We start from the raw sequence: 16,575 nt of genomic DNA, 5'->3' as shown, positions 1-16,575 counted from the left end.
GACCGTGGCATTGCTCCTCGCGGACCTCGGTGTCACCCGTTCGCACTCCCGGCCACGGGTGTCAAACGATAACCCGTACAGTGAATCCCAGTTCAAGACCCTTAAATATCGGCCGGACTATCCGGGGTCGTTCGAGAACCTGCAGGCCGCCCGTGCCTGGTGCCGGCGATTCTTCGACCACTACAACAACCACCATCGCCACTCCGGGATCGGGATGCTCACCCCGACGGTCGTCCACCACGGCCTGGCCGACACCGTCCGCCAGGCCCGCGCCGCGGTCCTCGACGCCGCCTACGCCGCCCACCCGGAACGGTTCATCCGCCGGCCCCCGACCCCACCGAAGCTCCCGGCACCCGCCTGGATCAACCGGCCACCGGACGAGGAGCAACCAGACCCGGAACCGACGAGTAGCTAGTTTTCGAACAACACTGCCTCAAAAAGCTTGACGGATTCCGGCGGCCTGAGCCAGCGCCAGAACCCGCCCCGCGTCGCGATCGCCGTAGACCATCTGCGACTTACGGAGCAAGATGTACCCCTGCATCGGCAGCTCCTGGGCCGCCTGGGCCCACTCCATCGCCCGGTCGTACCAATATGTGGCTGAGGCCGGGTCGTGCAGGTCTCGGTACAGCCAGCCAGCGAACTCGGCGCCGTCGGCTCCCACTGTGAGCAGTTGACGGCGAACCTCTGCGCGGACGTCGCGGACCTGTCGGCTGACTAGATCCAGGATCGCGAGCACCGTCGGTAGCACCTGCGCCGGGCCGGTCTCGCCGTCGTCGGACTTGCATCGGTCGAGCTGGCGGGCAACCGACGCCACGACCTCGCTGTCGAGGTAGCGGTGGGCGTCGTCGAGCGAGGCCGTCAGGCGTGACAGCTCGTCAAGCCTCGCTGCTGGGAGAAGCTGTGCCGCGAGGTCGTTGACCACCGGTCCGTTGGACGCCTCCAGGCTGCGCCAGCCAACCACTTCGTTCTGGTCGTCCAGGAGACCGTCAGCGCCGTCCAGCTGCGTGCCAGTCCGCCTCGGCCTCCACACCATCCCGCTCTTGATGGGCGACGGACTGGGCGAGGCCGTTGCCCGGCTATCGGCGCCCACCGTCGATCGGCGGGTTTCGCCGGGACGGTCGAACCAGAGCAGGTCCGCGGGAATGCCGAGGACGTCGCTGTAGTGGATGAGCTTGGACAACTCTTCCGGGGCACGGYCATTTTCGAGGCGGCTGAGCTGCGGCTGAGTCAGTCCCAGCCAGCCACCGACGAGCTCCTGGGGCAGGGTCTGGCCGTGGTGCGGGTGCGTCCGGTAGGCACAGATCACCCGACCCATGTGCCAACTGGCGAGGGCATCACGCATCTGATCGGCTTGCCAGAACTCGGCTGGCAGTCTCGGCGGCACCGAGCGGGCGTAGGCAGCCGTCCGCCCGCAGGGTCCGCAGACAGGACCCAGGTTGTCAGCGGCGAGGCGGTTGCCGCACCGGGCACAGCCGCGTAGGGGGCGTGTCATCCCGAGCCGCCTCCCCATCGATGTGTGCGGGCGGACGATCAGCAGAGCAACGCTAGCACCACCCGTGACCGTGTCCATGCATCTTGCGCATGAAGGTGTACCAATTCGCGGCATAGCCACTACTCCCGGGGWACTTCACGCTCAGGGCGTCGCACTCCGTCAGGCCGTGGCGGAGGTTCCCAGAGGAATGGGGGTGGATGGCGATGCCCCTCGCCGTGGCGGTGCCGATGCTCGGGCCACCCGTGGTAGGGAAGTCGACGCTGGCAAGCCAGCTCGGCCAAGCGCCAGATTGCATGGTGTTCAGGCTGCGTGAGCAGGTGCCGCCGGCGCGACTCGCTGCGGCTGCACGCGGCGCCTGGCCACTGGGCTGGATGGACGACGTCACAGTCGCGACCGCGCTTCATCGCTATCTCAAGCGGGCGATGCGCGCGGCCGGAGTGCGCATGGTGATCTTTGACAACTTCCCGGGCAGTGGCAGACAGGTCCGGCTGCTGTTGCTCAAGGTCGGCTCTCTTGCCCCTGGCTGCGTCGTCCTACCGATCGGGTTGTCTGTCGACGCAGTGACGTTGCGCCGCCGTGCCGTGCAGCGTCGAGTCTGTCACCGCTGCGAACGTGACCCTGTGCGGGACGCGCGGCTGATGGCCTGCTGTCCCTGCTTTCCTCTCGCGCGGCTGTCAATCGGCTCCTACGCGATGCCACCCGCGTCCTGCGTCCCGGTGGCCGGCTCTGCTACACGACTCGACTCACCGCCGCCCGGACCAACGCCTCGAATACGACCTCCTCGGCCGCCTTCTACAGACCGCGACAACCCTCGCCTGCCAGCCCGCTCCAGCCACACAGCGCTGGTCATGCGCCAGGCGGACTCGGTCCAAGCCTGCCCGACCCGCCCCGTTCACCACCATCGATGCTCTGGTCGACGCCGTCACCGACGCCGGCCTCACCGTCATCGATGTCGAGCACGACACGGCCCCGCCGTCCGCCGCACTCGCCGCCCACCCCCGCCGCCTGTCCGCCACCGCGAGCACGATCGTGCGGCTACACGCCGAATCCCAGCCCGGTCACTGATGGCCCTCCGAGTCGACCGCATCGACTACCAGCCGGACTCCTACCTCGACACCGCACTCGCCGACCTGTGCTACCAGGCCATCCACGACCGCACCGACCAGCGGCCCGGCACCCGTGGCGGCTCGGCCGTCATCCGCGCCGTCCTGCCATCCCACCGCCAGCCATGCCTCGCCGCGCTGGAAAACGCAGGCCTGGAAGGCGTCGACGAGTTCACGCTCTACGCCCCGCCACCGGCGATCAACCGGGACGAACCCTCAGCCCGACCACGACCAGCAGCCGCCAGCTGACCGGCATCAACGTGTTTCTCTCGCCTCGCCCGGAGCGTTCCCCATGCCCTCTGTCCAGCATTCCGGTCATCGAGACCTGAGCACACAGCCACCTCCACCTCGACCGCCCGCCCCGGTATCAACCGGCCGCAGAACCGAGATCCCGTTGGTCGACGTGCCGCGGCAGTCGACAATGCCGGGCAAGCAGGCTGCGGCGCGGCCGGTTGTGCGATGGCTGGCGTCCACCCCGACCGCGCCCGCCGTCGCCCGTCGGCAGGCACAGGCGACGTTGTCGGGCTGGCGCCTGCCCTCGCTTCTGGATGATTCGCGGCTCGTGATCAGCGAGCTCGTTGCCAATGCGGTCAATGCCTCCACGAACACCACCACGCCAGACCCGCTGGTCGGCTGGATCGCCGTTCGGCTCACCGACACCGGCCRCCGGCTTGTGATCGAGGTCTTCGACGCCGCCCCCGGCATGCCAGCCCGCCGCATGCCCGACCCGCTGGCCGAGTCCGGACACGGACTCCACCTCGTCGAAGCGGTGGCCACCTGGGGCTGCTACCCGACTGCGACAGGGCCGGGCAAGGTCGTCTGGGCCGCACTTGAGCACCACGGCGCAGACCCCCACAGCGCCGGCGGGCCGGCGCCGCTGCCCAGACGGGCCTCGACGGCCGCCACGGCGCCCAGCGCAGCTGTTCACACGGACCTGATGCTTCTACGTCGGGTCCGCGACCGCCTCCTCGCCACCACCCCCGACTCGAGCTGTATCCCGTCGAGGCTCGCGGGGAAYGCCCCGGCTCCCATCCCGGCCGACTCCCGGTCGCGATGACCGTGGCGAAGGCTCCCGAGCGAAACACCCGAGTCCGGAGCACCCCCGATCAGYGAGGCGCCGTACGGCCAACACCCAGCTCCCGAAGCAACCTGCCTGGCCCATCGCGCGCGTCGCAAGCAGCCCTGTTGACGCACCGCAACTCCAAGCCCACAGCCTGGATGAGGTGGAATGTTTCTTCACCGGCGTCGATCTCGTCTCTCCTAGGTCGACGTCCGCACCGCTGGCGCCCCAACCACGAGGGATCGGACAGCGACCTCATCGAAGCCGACGTGTCCTGCTAGACCGCCGTCGGACGCAAACCCGAACGGCGCTCGCTCTGATCCCGCGCCCTGGTGCGACCGCGTCTCTTCTCGGGGGAGATATGACCACTCATCACCTGCCCGCGGCACCGCCGGGTCAGCTCGTGGACGCCGTGCGCGCCGTCCTCGCCGGTGAGTGAGGATCTCCCCGACGTCGCGGCGCACAGCGGTCTGCCGGTCGCGGACCTGCAGGCCGCTCTCGGGGTCTGCCATGCGGGCGGGAAAGCCGCGCTACAGGATCGGTCGGCGAGCAGTTGGTGCGGCGTCCGGATCACCTTCGCGGACCAGGACCAGGCCGAACAGACGATGGCGACCCTCGTGGGACCGGCACCCGACACGCTGCGCACCGGCAGCCAATTCGGCTGGTGGTTTGCGCGGGGGCATCCCGCCTGGAGCCTCTATCTGCACCGTGCCGACCCGCTCGCCGTCAGGCGGCTGTTCCGCAACCTGACCCGAATGCGTGACCTCGCCGCCACCGTGCCTGAGATCTACAAACCGGACCCCCGGCCGTTCGGCGGGCTGACCGGCACTGAGATCACGCACGACCTGTTCCGCGCGGACAGCGAAGCGATCCTCTCCCAGATCCGCCGGGACGATCCGCCCCTCCGACGCCCCGAGCTATCCGCCATGCTGCTGGACACCCTGCTCACCGCTGCCCGACTCGACTGGCCCGCCCACCGCAACCTGTACGCCCGCCTCGCCCACGCCCGTCGCACCGTCGACCATGTTGCTGTCCGTCGACTCGGTGCCCAGCTGCTCACGGTCCTGACCACGCCCGCCCACGATCGCGCGCCGTTCGCCGCGCCCTGGAGCGATGCGTACGCGACCACAGGCAGCCGCCTCGCCGATGCCGCCGACAAAGACCTCCTCACCTACAGGCTCGCCGACGTCCTTAGCAAGATCGTGACGTCACAGTGGGATCGCCTCGGACTGGCCGCCGCCACCCAGACCACCCTCGCCCGGGCCGCGACCCACATCTACCTCCCGCATGGCTGATGACCATCAGCACCGCAGACGCCGCACGGCCAAGGCCGCTCAGGAGGGCCCCGCCACCGAGCCCATCGCCCCGTTCCACGGATCCACTCGGTTGCGTCCGCCCTCCTTGGCTCGGTACAGCGCCGCGTCGGCGAGCGCCACCAACGTCGCCACGCCTTTGTCAGGCATGGGACTGAGCGCGGTGATTCCGATGCTCACGGTGACGATGCGGGTGTCGACCAGCGGGTGAGGTTCGGCCAGTTCCGCGACGGCGCAGCGGAGCCGATGGGCGATGCGGGCTGCGGTGTCGATGTCGGTGTTCGGCATTACGAGGGCGAACTCCTCGCCGCCATAGCGGGCGGCGAGGTCGGTGGCGCGGGCGTTGGCGGCCAAGCAGGCGGCGACCTGTTGGAGGCAGCGGTCGCCGGCGGTGTGGCCGTAGTGGTCGTTGTAGAGCTTGAAGTGGTCGATGTCGATCATGCCGAAGGCGAGGGATGTCTGCTGGCGTATCGCCCGGTGCCATTCTGCGTTGAGGGCTTCGTCGAGGCGTCGCCGGTTGGCCAGCCCGGTCAGCGGGTCGGTGACGGAGAGCAGTTCGAGTCGCTGGTTGGCGGCGGCGAGTTGCTGGGTACGTTCGGCGACCCTGCATTCGAGGGATTCATAGACCTGGGCGTTCTCGAGGGAGACGGCGAGCTGTCCGGCGATGAGCCGGATTCCTTCGAGGCGTTCGGTGGTGAACGCGCCGCGGATCATCCGGTTTTCCAGCAGCAGCATCGCCCGCACCTCGCCCCGGATCGTGATGGGGATCGCCAGCAGGGAGCAGCGGTTCAGGTCGGTGAAGTACGGGTCTCGGGCGAACCGGTCGTCGCGGGTGGCATCGGTGATGACGAGGGGTTCCTGGGTGCGCTCGGCATAGAGGACGACCGAGGAAGGCAGCAGTCGCCGCCGGCTGGCCTCCTGGAGGGAGACAATGCCGCCGTCGCTCATGGTCGCCTGCCAGTCGCGCTCCTGCTGGTTTCGTAGCAGGAGGTGGACGCTGGTGGCGCCGGTCATCGCCGACAGGACGCCTACAACCCTGGTCCGTAGACCCTCGACGCTGGTCTCGGAGCTCAGCGCCTGGGAGGCGGCGACGATGCCGAGCAGGTCGAGGGTGCCGGTCGTGACGATGGATTGGCGGGCGGTGGGACCTGCCCGTGGCCGCGTGGCTGGCTGGGCGCCGGTGGGCTCGGCCTGTAGCGTCGGGTCGGCCCAGTCGAGCTGGCTGACTTTCGCGGTCGCACCCCATTCCAGATACTGGCGGCGGGCAGCGGCGAGCAGGGCGTGGCTGGCTTCCTCCATGCCGTGGGCGAGGTAGAACCGGGCGGCGCGTTCCAGGATCAGCGCGCGGTGCCAGGGGCGTGCCCGCGTGGCGGCCTCGTGTTGGGCCTTGTCGAAGGCGTAGGACGCCTCCTGGAAGTCGCCGGCGGCCCAGGCCCGCTCCGCTTCCGCCAGGCGCAGCAGGTGCAGGAAGTTGACCGGCGCGTCGGCCGCACGCCCGGCCAGCCAGACAAGCAACTCGTCCAGCTCGGCCAGTAACGCCTCACGCCGGCCCATCTCTGGGGTGGTCCGGGCCTGACCGGCCAACGCCAAGGCCCGCAGCAGGCGGACCGTCGCTGGCGGATAGATGGAACCGACGCTCGGCAGCAAAGGCATCGCGGCGGCCGTGTGCCGGGCCAGTTCACCTGGGTGGTCGAGGATGGCCGCGGCGAGTGCCCGCGAGAGGTGCAGGTCGACGGCGCCGATTGGGCTGCCCGCCGTTACCCTGAGCTGGGCCGTCTCGTTGGCTGCCAGGGCGCCGGCCTCGCTGCGCAGCACCCTCGCCAGYTGGCGGCATGTCTGGAACGACTCCTCGGCGTGGCTGTTGCCGGTGCGTACGGCGAATGCCAGCGCTTCGTCGACCTCGGCAACAAAGTCGTCAAGTGAGGAGGAACAGTCCAGCAGGTAATACAGCAGCGCGTAGTGGGTCCAGCAGGCAATCTGCAGGTCACCACTCTGGATCAGGCCTTCCAGCACGCGGCTCGCCTCGGCTAGGTTGTCCTCGAGCGGTTCGAACCAGGGGCCTGTGTCGATCAAGTACAGGAACCGCGCCCGCCATACTTCAGGATCGTAGCCGAGCGCCACACCAACAGCGCGGATCCTGCGCATGACGCGATATCCGGTGCGGTAGTCGTGCCTGCGGTCGACGGTCACATGCATGGCATAGCTGGCCGGGCCAAGCAGGGCGGGATCCGGGCCGCCCTGTGCCCACATCTCGAGTGCCGTCACCGAGAGCCAGACCATCATCGGCCGGTCATGGAAGTACACCGTGGGYATGAGTCGGCTGACAAGCATGATGGCGGCCTGGCGCGAAGGGTCGGTAATTCTTGGCCGCCGTAGATCGTCGGATTCTCTGGTCTGATCGATCCACCGGTAGAGTGCCTCAACTCCACGGTCGGTCTCCGCTTCGAGGTGGTCCCGGTCCGGGACGGCGAGGCCCAACTGCTGCAGCGTCTCGAGGCCGAGCCGTATCGCCTCATCGGCACGGCCGCGATTGGTGAGGCTGATGACCTGCACTAAGGTGGCGGCTGTGCGTTGCGCTGGTCGGATGCACAGCTGGCTGATGGTCTGGTATTCGACGTCGGCCTCCTCCAGACGGCCAAGGCTGTACAGGGCGGCGTGCCGGTCAGTGTGGATCGCGATCAGCTCGCCAGCGTGGGTGGGGTCGACAAGCGGCACCGCCGCGGCCAGGAACCTCTCCACCAGCGAATAGTTGCTCAGCAGTTTCGCGTCGTCGGCGGCCCGTCGGAAGAGCCTGGCCATCAGCCACCGCTCCTCGCCGGCGTCCACGGCGTCAGCCACGGGCAGGTACTGCTCCGCTGCCACGGCGTAGAACTCAGGCCAGTCGGCCAGACGCCGCGCCAGCCGCAACCGCTCGGCGCGCAGCGCCTGCGGGTCGAGGCCGCGCAGGACGGCCTCCTGCGTCCGGTCGTGGTGAAATCGCACACCAGGCCGGCGCTCGAACTCCAGCACCAGCAGGCCCTCGGCGGACGCGGGAGCGAGCCTTCGCTCGACCTCGTCCCCCGTAAGCCCGGTCGCGGCCTGCAGAAGGTCCAGCTCCACACGGCCCRCCAGGCACGCCATCACCGTCAGCACCTCCGCGGTGGCCGACGGCAACAGACCTACCCGCGCGGCCAGCAGACCTCCCACGTCCACATGTGCCACCCGGCGTTGCAGCGCCTCCCGGTCCCATCGCCAACCACCCTCGACGCGGTCTAGGACTCCGTCCTGGCGGAGCGAGTTCAACAGCTCCACTGTCTCGTACGGATTACCTGCGGTAGCGGGAGCAATCAGCTGGGCCAACTCTGTAGCGGCATGAGGGGCGAGACGCAGCAGGTCGGCCACGATGGTTTCCTGGCCCTCAGGTGTCAGGTTGCCCAACCGCATAATCTGTGGGCCGACCGGCAGCTGCTGCCAGCGTGCGAGCATCGGCGCCAGCGGATGGGTGGCGTCCACGTCRTCTTCCCGGTAGGCGCCGACCAGCAGCAACCCCTCGACCTCATCCTCTCCGCCCAGGATCAGGTCGAGGAAGCCCAGCGGTGTCCGCCCTGCCCACTGCAGATCGTCGACGAAGAACACCACCGGCCGCTTCCGGGAAGCGACGGCCCGCAATACCTGGACTCCCATGCGTTGCATTCGCGTTTGTGCTGTCATCGGATCCCCCGACTCTGGGGAAACCTTTAGCAGCGCCGCCAGCTCCGGCACGATCGCGGCCGCCAACCCGGCGTTGGGTCCCACCGCATGCAGAATCCGGTCGCGCACCTCGGCGAGGTCATCCTCCGGCTCGGCCAGCAAAAGCCGGCTCAACGCCCGAAACGCCTGCCGAACCCCGTCATACTCCTGATCCCGGCGATACTGGTCGAACTTCCCTGACACAAACCAGCCGTCACAACCAGCCGCAATCGGCCGCAACTGACGAGCAAGGGATGTCTTACCCACCCCGGGTACGCCGCAGACGAGGAGCCCGCGGCAGTGACCTGCCATCGCCCTGGCAAACACCGCCCCCAGCTCGTCGACCTCCTCCTCACACCCGACGAGCCGGGTCGGGATCAATGGCCGGGCCGGAAGATCACGGTCGCCAGGACTCGCCATCTCGCCACCTTGGCGGAGCAGTGCGAGATCGTGCACCAGTCCGTCGGCGCTCTGATAACGATCGTCCGGCTCCTTTTCCAGCAGATGCATGACGATCGCCGACAGCCCGGCCGGTATCGCCGGGTTCACCACCGCCGGTGGCACCGGCATCCTCGCCAGATGGTCATGAATCAGGCGCAGCGGGTCCCCTGTACCGAACGGCGGAGCGCCGGTTGCCAGCTCGTACAAGGTCGCCCCCAGCGCGTACAGGTCGGCCCGCTGGTCGACCGGGCGACCCGTCCGACCGGTCTGCTCCGGCGCCAGGTATGGCACCGTCCCGACAATCTCCCTTGGATGGAGGAAACCCGGCTGGATCGTCACGAACGTCGTCGCCACCGCAAAATCGATCAGAAACGGCGTCCCCCGGTCGCTCGCCACGACGTTCACCGGGTTGATGTTCAGATGCACGACACCCCGGCCATGCATCCCCGCCACCGCGCGCGCGAGCGACTCCGCCAGTTCGACGAGCTCGACCGCATCGAGCGGCATGGCCCGCTCGGACAGAACCGTGCCGCCGACATCGGCCAGCAGGACCGACCCCGGGGACGAGCGCGCCGGCGCATCCGCCAGCTGCACGACCCCCTCCACACCGGACAGCCGCTCAAGAATCTCCACCTCATGGCGCAACCGTCCCTGCGCACCAGCTCCCAGCGGCTCCTTCCGGATCAAGCTGCCGGTTGGGAACACCAGCCGATCCACCCGGGTCCGCTCCGACTCRTGGAGCAGCTCCGAGCACACCGCCGGCAGCGGATCCGGGCCCGTCGTCATCCGCTCGAATCCCATCGGCGAGCCCCCCACAGCACGTCACGATCGCCTACAGGACCAGTCTGCCCCGATCATGGAGACGGCAACGTCGCATCACGGTCGTCAAACAGGTTGAAGGCGTGGCCGACGTCGCGCAGGGCGATGTCGTGGGCGAACGCCGGATGCCCAAAGCAGCCCGCCCGCGCCAGGCGTCGCGATCATGTATGCGCCGAATGGCGGCGCTTTCCGCCGGCCAGCACCTTCTCGCTCGTCCTACTCGTCACGGTCGGCGGCGGCGACGAGTCGCTCCGATGGCATCCTGTCCTTGCGATTTTCGATGAACCGATCTTGCGCCGGGTCATTGCCGATGGTGGCACCGGGCCGTTGCCCGCCCCGCTGGACCGTAGCCGTCCCGGCGAGCCGGGCTACCCATCGGAGTCGACCGAATCGCCGAGGCGACAGGACGCGACCGCGACAAGGTCGCCGGAGGGTGACCCCGCCACGCCCTCACCCGGCCTGGCGGCATCCAACAGYGCCCGCGCGCGGCAAAACCACCGCCACAGCACGCCACAAATGATCACCAGCAGACCTCAGGCCCAGATGTGAACATCGATGCCGGTAACGCTCGCATTGGACATCGCGGAACCCCTGCTCGCCGGCCGGTACGGCAAAGCAGCGTTCGACGCTGTCGGACCATTACTCCTTATCGGCTGGTCTGAGGTGGGCCCGGGTCTCCTGCACGCCATGCAAGCCACAGCGGCCGACCGGCATCTGGCGAAACGCGGGCTGCCGACCGCCCGCCCCCGACGGAGGCCAGACGTCGTCAGCCGGCACCGCATCCACTGTCGAGCCGATACGCCACGGGACTACCGCCCCGGGCCCGCTGTCACCCGAGGCCGCACGCGAGGCACGCCGGCAGGACCTACTGCACCGCGCCCGCGCGGAGGATGTACTGCACTGGCAACACCACCGACGTCCGATCTCCACGGAAACGCTGCGCAAACGGCTGGGAATCGGCAGTGGCTCCGCCCGCGGCCTGGTCACCAAGCTGCGCGCCGATACCCACCTCGCACTCGACGGATAGACCGACCCAGCGGCGCCAAAGGGGCGCCGGCCGCTTCCATCTCGCTCGGCGCGGTCATCGCCGCGCTTGCGGACCTGACCGGAGATGAGGAAGGCAAGCGCACGGATGACCATCGTCCCTCGCGCTCGGCGACCGGGGCGGAGACGTGTCGCATACGTCCACAGACCAGGCTCGGGCCTTCTGCAGGTTGGTGCGAGGGCACCGCGGACAGCGGCCGGCTGCCCTTCCAGGTCGACGACATCGGCTGGACCAACGTTCGCGACGGCTGACGGCCCCGATGAATGATCACGCTCGCGGCTCCTGGTCCGCCTTCGTGGCACCCCTGAGAACACGAGGGCCAGGTTGGGTGGCTGCCCAGCTGGCCAGGAGCGCGAACTTGTCCGCGGAAGGAGAGCCTTCTTCGACGCTGTAGGTGCAGATGGACAGGCCGGGTTCGCCGGGTAGTTCGAACACGTCGAAGGTGACCTCGAGCTCGCCGACCTCGGGGTGKCGGTAGACCTTCTGGCCGGTGCGGTGCTCGTGCACGTCCTGCTCGGCCCAGTCCGTGCGGAACTGTGGGCTGAGTGTGGAGAGTTCTCCGATGAGTGCGGTGAGGTCGTTGTTGAGCGGGTTGCGTCCGGACTCGAGTCGCAGCATCGCGGCGGTCATACCGCGGGCGAGGAGCCAGTTGACGTAGTAGTTCCGGGCGCGGGGGTCGAGGAAGATGAACCTAGCCAGGTTCGGTCTCTCGGCCTCGAAGTGCGGGGCGAACAGCGCGCGTCCCATCAGGTTCGCGGCGATGAGGTCCTGCTGCGGGTTGAACACGACAGCGGGCACGGCCAGGTTGTCCAGGACCCGTTGCACCGAGGACCGCACCGCCGGCCTGGCTTGCCGCCGGCCGCGCGCGATCGGGGTGCGGGCCAGGTCGAACAGGTGCGCGCGTTCGACATCGTTCAGTTGCAGCGCTCGGGCGATCGCGTTGAGCACGCTGTCCGAGGCGCCGCGGATCTTGCCGCGTTCGAGCTGGGTGTAGTAGTCGATCGAGAGACCGGCCAGGGTGGCGACCTCCTCGCGGCGTAGGCCAGGCACACGCCGCTCGCCGCCGAAGTCGGGTAGCCCCGCCTGCTCGGGGGTGACGTGCGCGCGGCGGGAGATCAGGAACTCCCGCACCTCGTCCTTCCTGCTCATGTCCTCCACCGTAGATCTTGCATCTGTCAGGCGCCTCCCCGGGACGGGACGGGTGCGTCAGATGGTCAGCAGGACCTTGATGGCGCGTCGCTCGTCCATCGCCTTGTAGCCCTCCGCGGCCTGCTCCAGCGGCAGGGTGAGGTCGAAGACCTTGCCGGGATCAATCTTGCGATCCCAGATGAGCTGGATCAGCTCAGGCAGGAACCGGCGCACCGGGGCAGGGCCGCCGTGCAAGTGGATGCCGGCGAAGAACAGGTCGATGCCGGGGATCTTGACGTCGTAGTTCACCCCGACGTAGCCGACGTGCCCGCCCCCACGAGTGGCGCCGATCGCCTGCATGGTGGACTCCTGAGTCCCGACAGCCTCGATCACACTCTGGGCGCCGAGCCCGTTCGTCAACTCCTTGATCTTCGCCACGCCCTCGTCGCCGCGCTCAGTCACTATGTCGGTCGCGCCGTACTCCAGCGCGAGCTTCTGCCGTTCCGGGTGGCGGGACATCGCGATGATCCGCTCCGCGCCGAGCTGCTTGGCTGCGAGAACAGCCATGAGGCCGACCGCCCCGTCACCGACCACCGCGACGGTCTTGCTGGGACCCGCCTCGGCGGCGACGGCCGCGAACCAACCGGTGCCCAGCACGTCGGACGCGGCCAGCAGCGAGGGGACCAGTTCCGGGTCCGGCTGCCGCGGCGTGGGCACGAGCGTGCCGTCCGCGTAGGGGATACGGGCCTTCTCGGACTGGGTGCCGATGGTCTGCGCCACGAAGGAGGCGTGCACACACTTGGACTGGTAGCCGGCTTGGCAGATCTCGCACGTGTTGTCGGAGATGACGAACGACCCGACGACGAAGTCGCCGACCTTGACCTTCCGCACGTCCGCGCCGATCTCCTCGACGACACCGACGTACTCGTGCCCCATCACCTGGTGGTCGGCCGGCTCGATGCCCCGGTAGGGCCACAGGTCCGACCCGCAGACACAGGTCGCCGTCAACCGGATGACTGCATCCGTCGGCTCGATGATCCTGGGATCCTCGCGGTCCTCCACGCGGACGTCACCGGCGGTATGCATCACCACTCCACGCATGGGGATGTCCTCCTTGCTCTGCATTTCGGCATTCGCGCCTTACGCAATCCATCGAACCCGGCGAACGCGCTCGCTGGGAGGGGACGACAGCACCCCCCAGCCGGACCACACCGAACGCGGGGCTCCGTCTCACCTCCGGTGGTGGCGCAGCGTCAGGAGTCATCGCGATCTGTTGTGAGCGGCAGTTCGTCTGGCACTGCAGGTCTTCCGGGTTGTCGTATCCAGCGATGGACCGCTGATCGACGAAACGGAGCTGGTCCCATCACTGTCGCGATGCCGGACATTGGCGCCGTCTCGTCCAGATTTGCACCGCATCGGCCACTGTTGACGCGGTCACCACCGAACCAGTACCAGGGCACGGAACACCGGGCCCCCGCCGGTCGCCGTGGCCAGACCGACCGCATCGTAGGCGCGGCACAGCGCGTCCCACAGATGCCCCATCCGCGAGGCGACGACCGGCAGCGGGGCACCTGACGAGCCGACCACGTCCAGGCCGAGGTCGAGCTCGCCCTGCCCGGCCGCGAGCCGCTGATTCGCAAACGCCTTGAGGGCCCGAATGGTTGCCCTGCGGTGACATGGGACCGCCAGCTGCGCTGAGGACATGGGAGCTCCGACCTGGCGCCAGGCCGGATCTCGTGCTACGTCTGAGTATCACGCCGATCGCGGGTAATGTATACTGAAGAGCTTTCCGGAGAGGAGATGGGCGCGACGTCGGTGGCATGGGTCGACGAGCTGTTCGATCGTCTTGAGATCGGACTAACCCTGACCTGCATCCGAAGCCGGCGGATCCGGCGCGCCAATGCCGCCGCGTGCCATACTCTGGGCCGGGCCAGGGCCGACCTTGTCGGGGCGACCTGGGATGCCCTGGACCTTCCCCCCCTTCTCTACAGCTGGGCGAACTTGTGTCGGCATCTGAGCAGCGAGCGAACGATGTCGAGGCATCTGACACGTATCGTCCGCCCCGACGGCACCCCGGCTGACGTATTGATCACCGCCAGCCTCGAGGCCGATGCGGGTGAGCCGTGCTGTCTCAGCCAGATCCTGGACGTGACCGACGCTGAGACAGCCCGCCACCAACTGCAGCTGGTACTGGAGAACAGCCCCGTTTCGATAGGCCTCACGGATCTCTCCGGCCGGATCGTGGTATCCGCTGGTGGCGACATCGGCGCCTTGGTCAACGACCTAAGGGCCGCCGAGCGATCGTCCATCTTCGAAGTTTTCACCCATGCGCCAGAGTGCGTGTCGATGGTACGGCGAGCGGCGGACGGCGAGCCGTCCACCGGGACGACCGAGGTTTACGGGCACTACTACGACATGCGCATCCGGCCGGTCCGCGATCCGGCTGGGGAGGTTAGCCACGTCGCAGCGATCGCCACCGACGTGACCGAACGCGAACAGGCACATGCCGAGCAGAGCGTCCTCACCGAACTGGCTCATCAGGCGTTGCAGATCGTCGAGCCCGACAGGCTGTGGAACCAAGCCGCCACAGTGCTGGCGAGCCGACTCAGTGCGGCCGTCACCGTGCATGCGACCGAGCCGGGAGACGAACCCCGCCTGGTCGCCGCAGCTGGCGCATTGCCACCGGCTGCTGTCCTTGCCGCGGCAACTCGGGAGGCTCTTCTGAGCGCGCCGTCAAATCACGGCGACGGGGCTGCTGGACGCAATCCCCGCCGGGTGGGGCATTGGTCAACAGCGTCCATGCTGCTCGGCCAACCCAACGCGCCCGCCGCCGTCCTCTCCGTCCACCGGACGGACCAGGAACACGCGGTCGCCGATGGCGACCAGCATGACGAAGGCGGCAGCCTGGGGCCCGCGGCCGGGCCGTTCACCCGCCGCGAAGTGGACTTCGTCGATGCGGTCGCCAGCGTGCTCGGCTCCGCGGCGGTCCGGTTCACGATGGAACGCGAAGCCCGCTACCGTGCGCTGCATGACAGTCTGACCGACCTCCCCAACCGCGCCGCCCTGCTCGACCGACTTGGGCGCAGTCTCGAACAAAACCGGAACGAGCAGGTCCGCACCGGCGTCGCCTTCGTGGACCTGGACGGTTTCAAGTCCATCAATGACACCCTCGGTCACCGCGCTGGCGACGACGTCCTGCGTGAAGTGGCCGATCGGCTGCGTGCCTCGGTGCGGCCGAATGATGTCGTGGCCCGGCTCGCCGGAGACGAGTTCGCCGTCCTATGCGAACACGTCTCCACGATCACCGAGGTCGAGCAGGTGGCGCACCGCGTCATCACCGCACTTACCAAGCCGATCCCTTTGCCGGAGACCGAGGCCACCGTCACGGCCAGTGTTGGCGTGGCGATCTCAGGAACCGGCCTCGCGGATCCCGATCGTCTCCTGAATGCCTCCGACGTCGCGATGTACACCGCGAAACGAGCCGGCCCCGGTCGCTGCGTCGCCTACCAGCCGGTCATGTGCCTCGACCCGGCGACGTCGCCCCACCGGACAGGTCGCCGCTGACAGATCCCGCACGATGAGTCACGGATGGCGGGCTGCGCCCTCCCCATCGGGCTGTCCGGCCGTCGGCCCACTCTCCTTACTTACATATAGGTAATTAATACAGTGAGCCATCGGGCAGGCAGCCGGAGGATGCGGTGCCGCTGCGGGATTGCATGTGGCGAACTCACGTGGCCATCATTTCGCCCAGTGCCTAGACGAGATGACTCTCGTGGCCAAGGTGACTCCATACCAGATCCGCATACCGGACGCCGACCTGGATGACCTGGCCGAACGGCTCTGCCGAACACGCTGGCCGGAACAGGAGACGGTGGCCGACTGGYCCTCCTGCGACCGGCTGCACCGAGGCCGCTCACCCACCGCGCCGCCTGGGAACACCACGTCGGCCAACTGCCGATCCTGGAAGGCACGCTGCTGCGTCTCGCCGTGKACTGGCTGCCCGGCGAGCGCAACCCCAAACCGCTGTGGCTGTGGTGCTCGACCACCGACGCCAGCCAGGCGGACGTGGACCGCTGGTGGCAAGCGTTCCTACGCCGCTTCGATCTCGAAGCACACCTTCCGCCTGTTCAAGCAGACCCTCGGCTGGACCGCGCCCGTTACCATCTCCGGCGACGCGACCCGGCCGCGGCCGACCCGCTGGACCTGGCTGATCCTGGCCGCCTACACCCAGCTCCGCCTCGCCCGGCACCTGACTGTGGACCTACGCCGCCCCTGGGAACGACCCGCCACCCGGCCCGACCGGCTGACCCAGCCCGTGTCCGCCTCGGGTTTCCACCGCATCCGCCCGAAGACCGCCGACCAGCCAACGCACCGAAACCCAGCCGACCTGGCCCCGGCCGCCCCGCCGGACAGCCCAACCAACGACGCACAGTCCACCCGCCAGTCCGGGAAGGTCAAGGATGCGG

The 16,575-nt window shown here is 68.4% G+C and carries 10 protein-coding genes and 2 pseudogenes; 7 read left to right on the top strand and 5 right to left on the bottom strand.

Features of this window, described 5'->3' with window-relative positions; genetic code table 11:
* Positions 1-415 (top strand): integrase core domain-containing protein (locus BL253_RS37750; RefSeq protein ID WP_131831692.1); only part of this gene is annotated, 415 nt, incomplete at its 5' end.
* Positions 416-433: 18 nt separating this feature from the next.
* Here the strand turns inward: BL253_RS37750 and BL253_RS37745 are convergent.
* Complete coding sequence (locus BL253_RS37745; protein ID WP_131831691.1) at positions 434-1,570, bottom strand: hypothetical protein; 1,137 nt, start codon at positions 1,568-1,570, stop codon at positions 434-436.
* A 986-nt stretch (positions 1,571-2,556) separates the two neighbouring features.
* Here BL253_RS37745 and BL253_RS37740 point away from each other — a divergent pair.
* From BL253_RS37740 to BL253_RS37730, 3 genes are all read left to right on the top strand, one after another.
* Positions 2,557-2,844, top strand: coding sequence for a hypothetical protein (locus BL253_RS37740; protein ID WP_076822862.1), 288 nt, complete (start codon positions 2,557-2,559; stop codon positions 2,842-2,844).
* Positions 2,845-2,887: 43 nt separating this feature from the next.
* Positions 2,888-3,652: an ATP-binding protein gene (locus BL253_RS37735; RefSeq protein WP_081439089.1), complete on the top strand. Its 765-nt coding sequence runs from the start codon at positions 2,888-2,890 to the stop codon at positions 3,650-3,652.
* Positions 3,653-4,086: 434 nt separating this feature from the next.
* Positions 4,087-4,950 carry a thiopeptide-type bacteriocin biosynthesis protein gene (locus BL253_RS37730; RefSeq protein ID WP_076822857.1) on the top strand — a complete coding sequence of 288 codons (864 nt, stop codon included), beginning with the start codon at positions 4,087-4,089 and terminating at the stop codon, positions 4,948-4,950.
* A 39-nt stretch (positions 4,951-4,989) separates the two neighbouring features.
* Here the strand turns inward: BL253_RS37730 and BL253_RS37725 are convergent, their stop codons facing one another.
* Positions 4,990-9,918, bottom strand: a complete 4,929-nt coding sequence (locus tag BL253_RS37725; RefSeq protein ID WP_076822855.1) for a diguanylate cyclase — start codon at positions 9,916-9,918, stop codon at positions 4,990-4,992.
* A 579-nt stretch (positions 9,919-10,497) separates the two neighbouring features.
* On the opposite strand from BL253_RS37725, the pseudogene BL253_RS44535 reads away from it, so the two are divergent.
* Positions 10,498-10,963 (top strand): annotated as a pseudogene (locus BL253_RS44535) (hypothetical protein); the annotation flags it as partial.
* Positions 10,964-11,248: 285 nt separating this feature from the next.
* Here the strand turns inward: BL253_RS44535 and BL253_RS37715 are convergent.
* From BL253_RS37715 to BL253_RS37705, 3 genes are all read right to left on the bottom strand, one after another.
* Positions 11,249-12,130: a helix-turn-helix transcriptional regulator gene (locus BL253_RS37715; RefSeq protein ID WP_076822851.1), complete on the bottom strand. Its 882-nt coding sequence runs from the start codon at positions 12,128-12,130 to the stop codon at positions 11,249-11,251.
* Positions 12,131-12,187: 57 nt separating this feature from the next.
* Positions 12,188-13,210, bottom strand: coding sequence for a zinc-dependent alcohol dehydrogenase family protein (locus BL253_RS37710; protein WP_198946557.1), 1,023 nt, complete (start codon positions 13,208-13,210; stop codon positions 12,188-12,190).
* Between the two features lie 333 nt (positions 13,211-13,543).
* Complete coding sequence (locus BL253_RS37705) at positions 13,544-13,813, bottom strand: hypothetical protein (protein WP_076822849.1); 270 nt, start codon at positions 13,811-13,813, stop codon at positions 13,544-13,546.
* Positions 13,814-13,879: 66 nt separating this feature from the next.
* Between BL253_RS37705 and BL253_RS37700 the strand changes: the two genes are divergently transcribed.
* Entirely contained in the window at positions 13,880-15,673 is a 1,794-nt protein-coding gene (locus BL253_RS37700) for a sensor domain-containing diguanylate cyclase (RefSeq protein WP_116438932.1), read from the top strand.
* Positions 15,674-16,021: 348 nt separating this feature from the next.
* Positions 16,022-16,575 (top strand): annotated as a pseudogene (locus tag BL253_RS37695) (NF041680 family putative transposase); the annotation flags it as partial.

The sequence above is a fragment of the Pseudofrankia asymbiotica genome (assembly GCF_001983105.1).
GTDB lineage: Bacteria > Actinomycetota > Actinomycetes > Frankiales > Frankiaceae > Pseudofrankia > Pseudofrankia asymbiotica.
This window is presented reverse-complemented; position numbering and strand designations above follow the sequence as displayed.

Coding starts and splice junctions, on each gene's coding strand:
- BL253_RS37700 (WP_116438932.1), top strand. CDS start 13,880: ATGTATACTGAAGAGCTTTCCGGAGAGGAGATGGGCGCGACGTCGGTG.
- BL253_RS37710 (WP_198946557.1), bottom strand. CDS start 13,210: ATGCGTGGAGTGGTGATGCATACCGCCGGTGACGTCCGCGTGGAGGAC.
- BL253_RS37740 (WP_076822862.1), top strand. CDS start 2,557: ATGGCCCTCCGAGTCGACCGCATCGACTACCAGCCGGACTCCTACCTC.
- BL253_RS37705 (WP_076822849.1), bottom strand. CDS start 13,813: ATGTCCTCAGCGCAGCTGGCGGTCCCATGTCACCGCAGGGCAACCATT.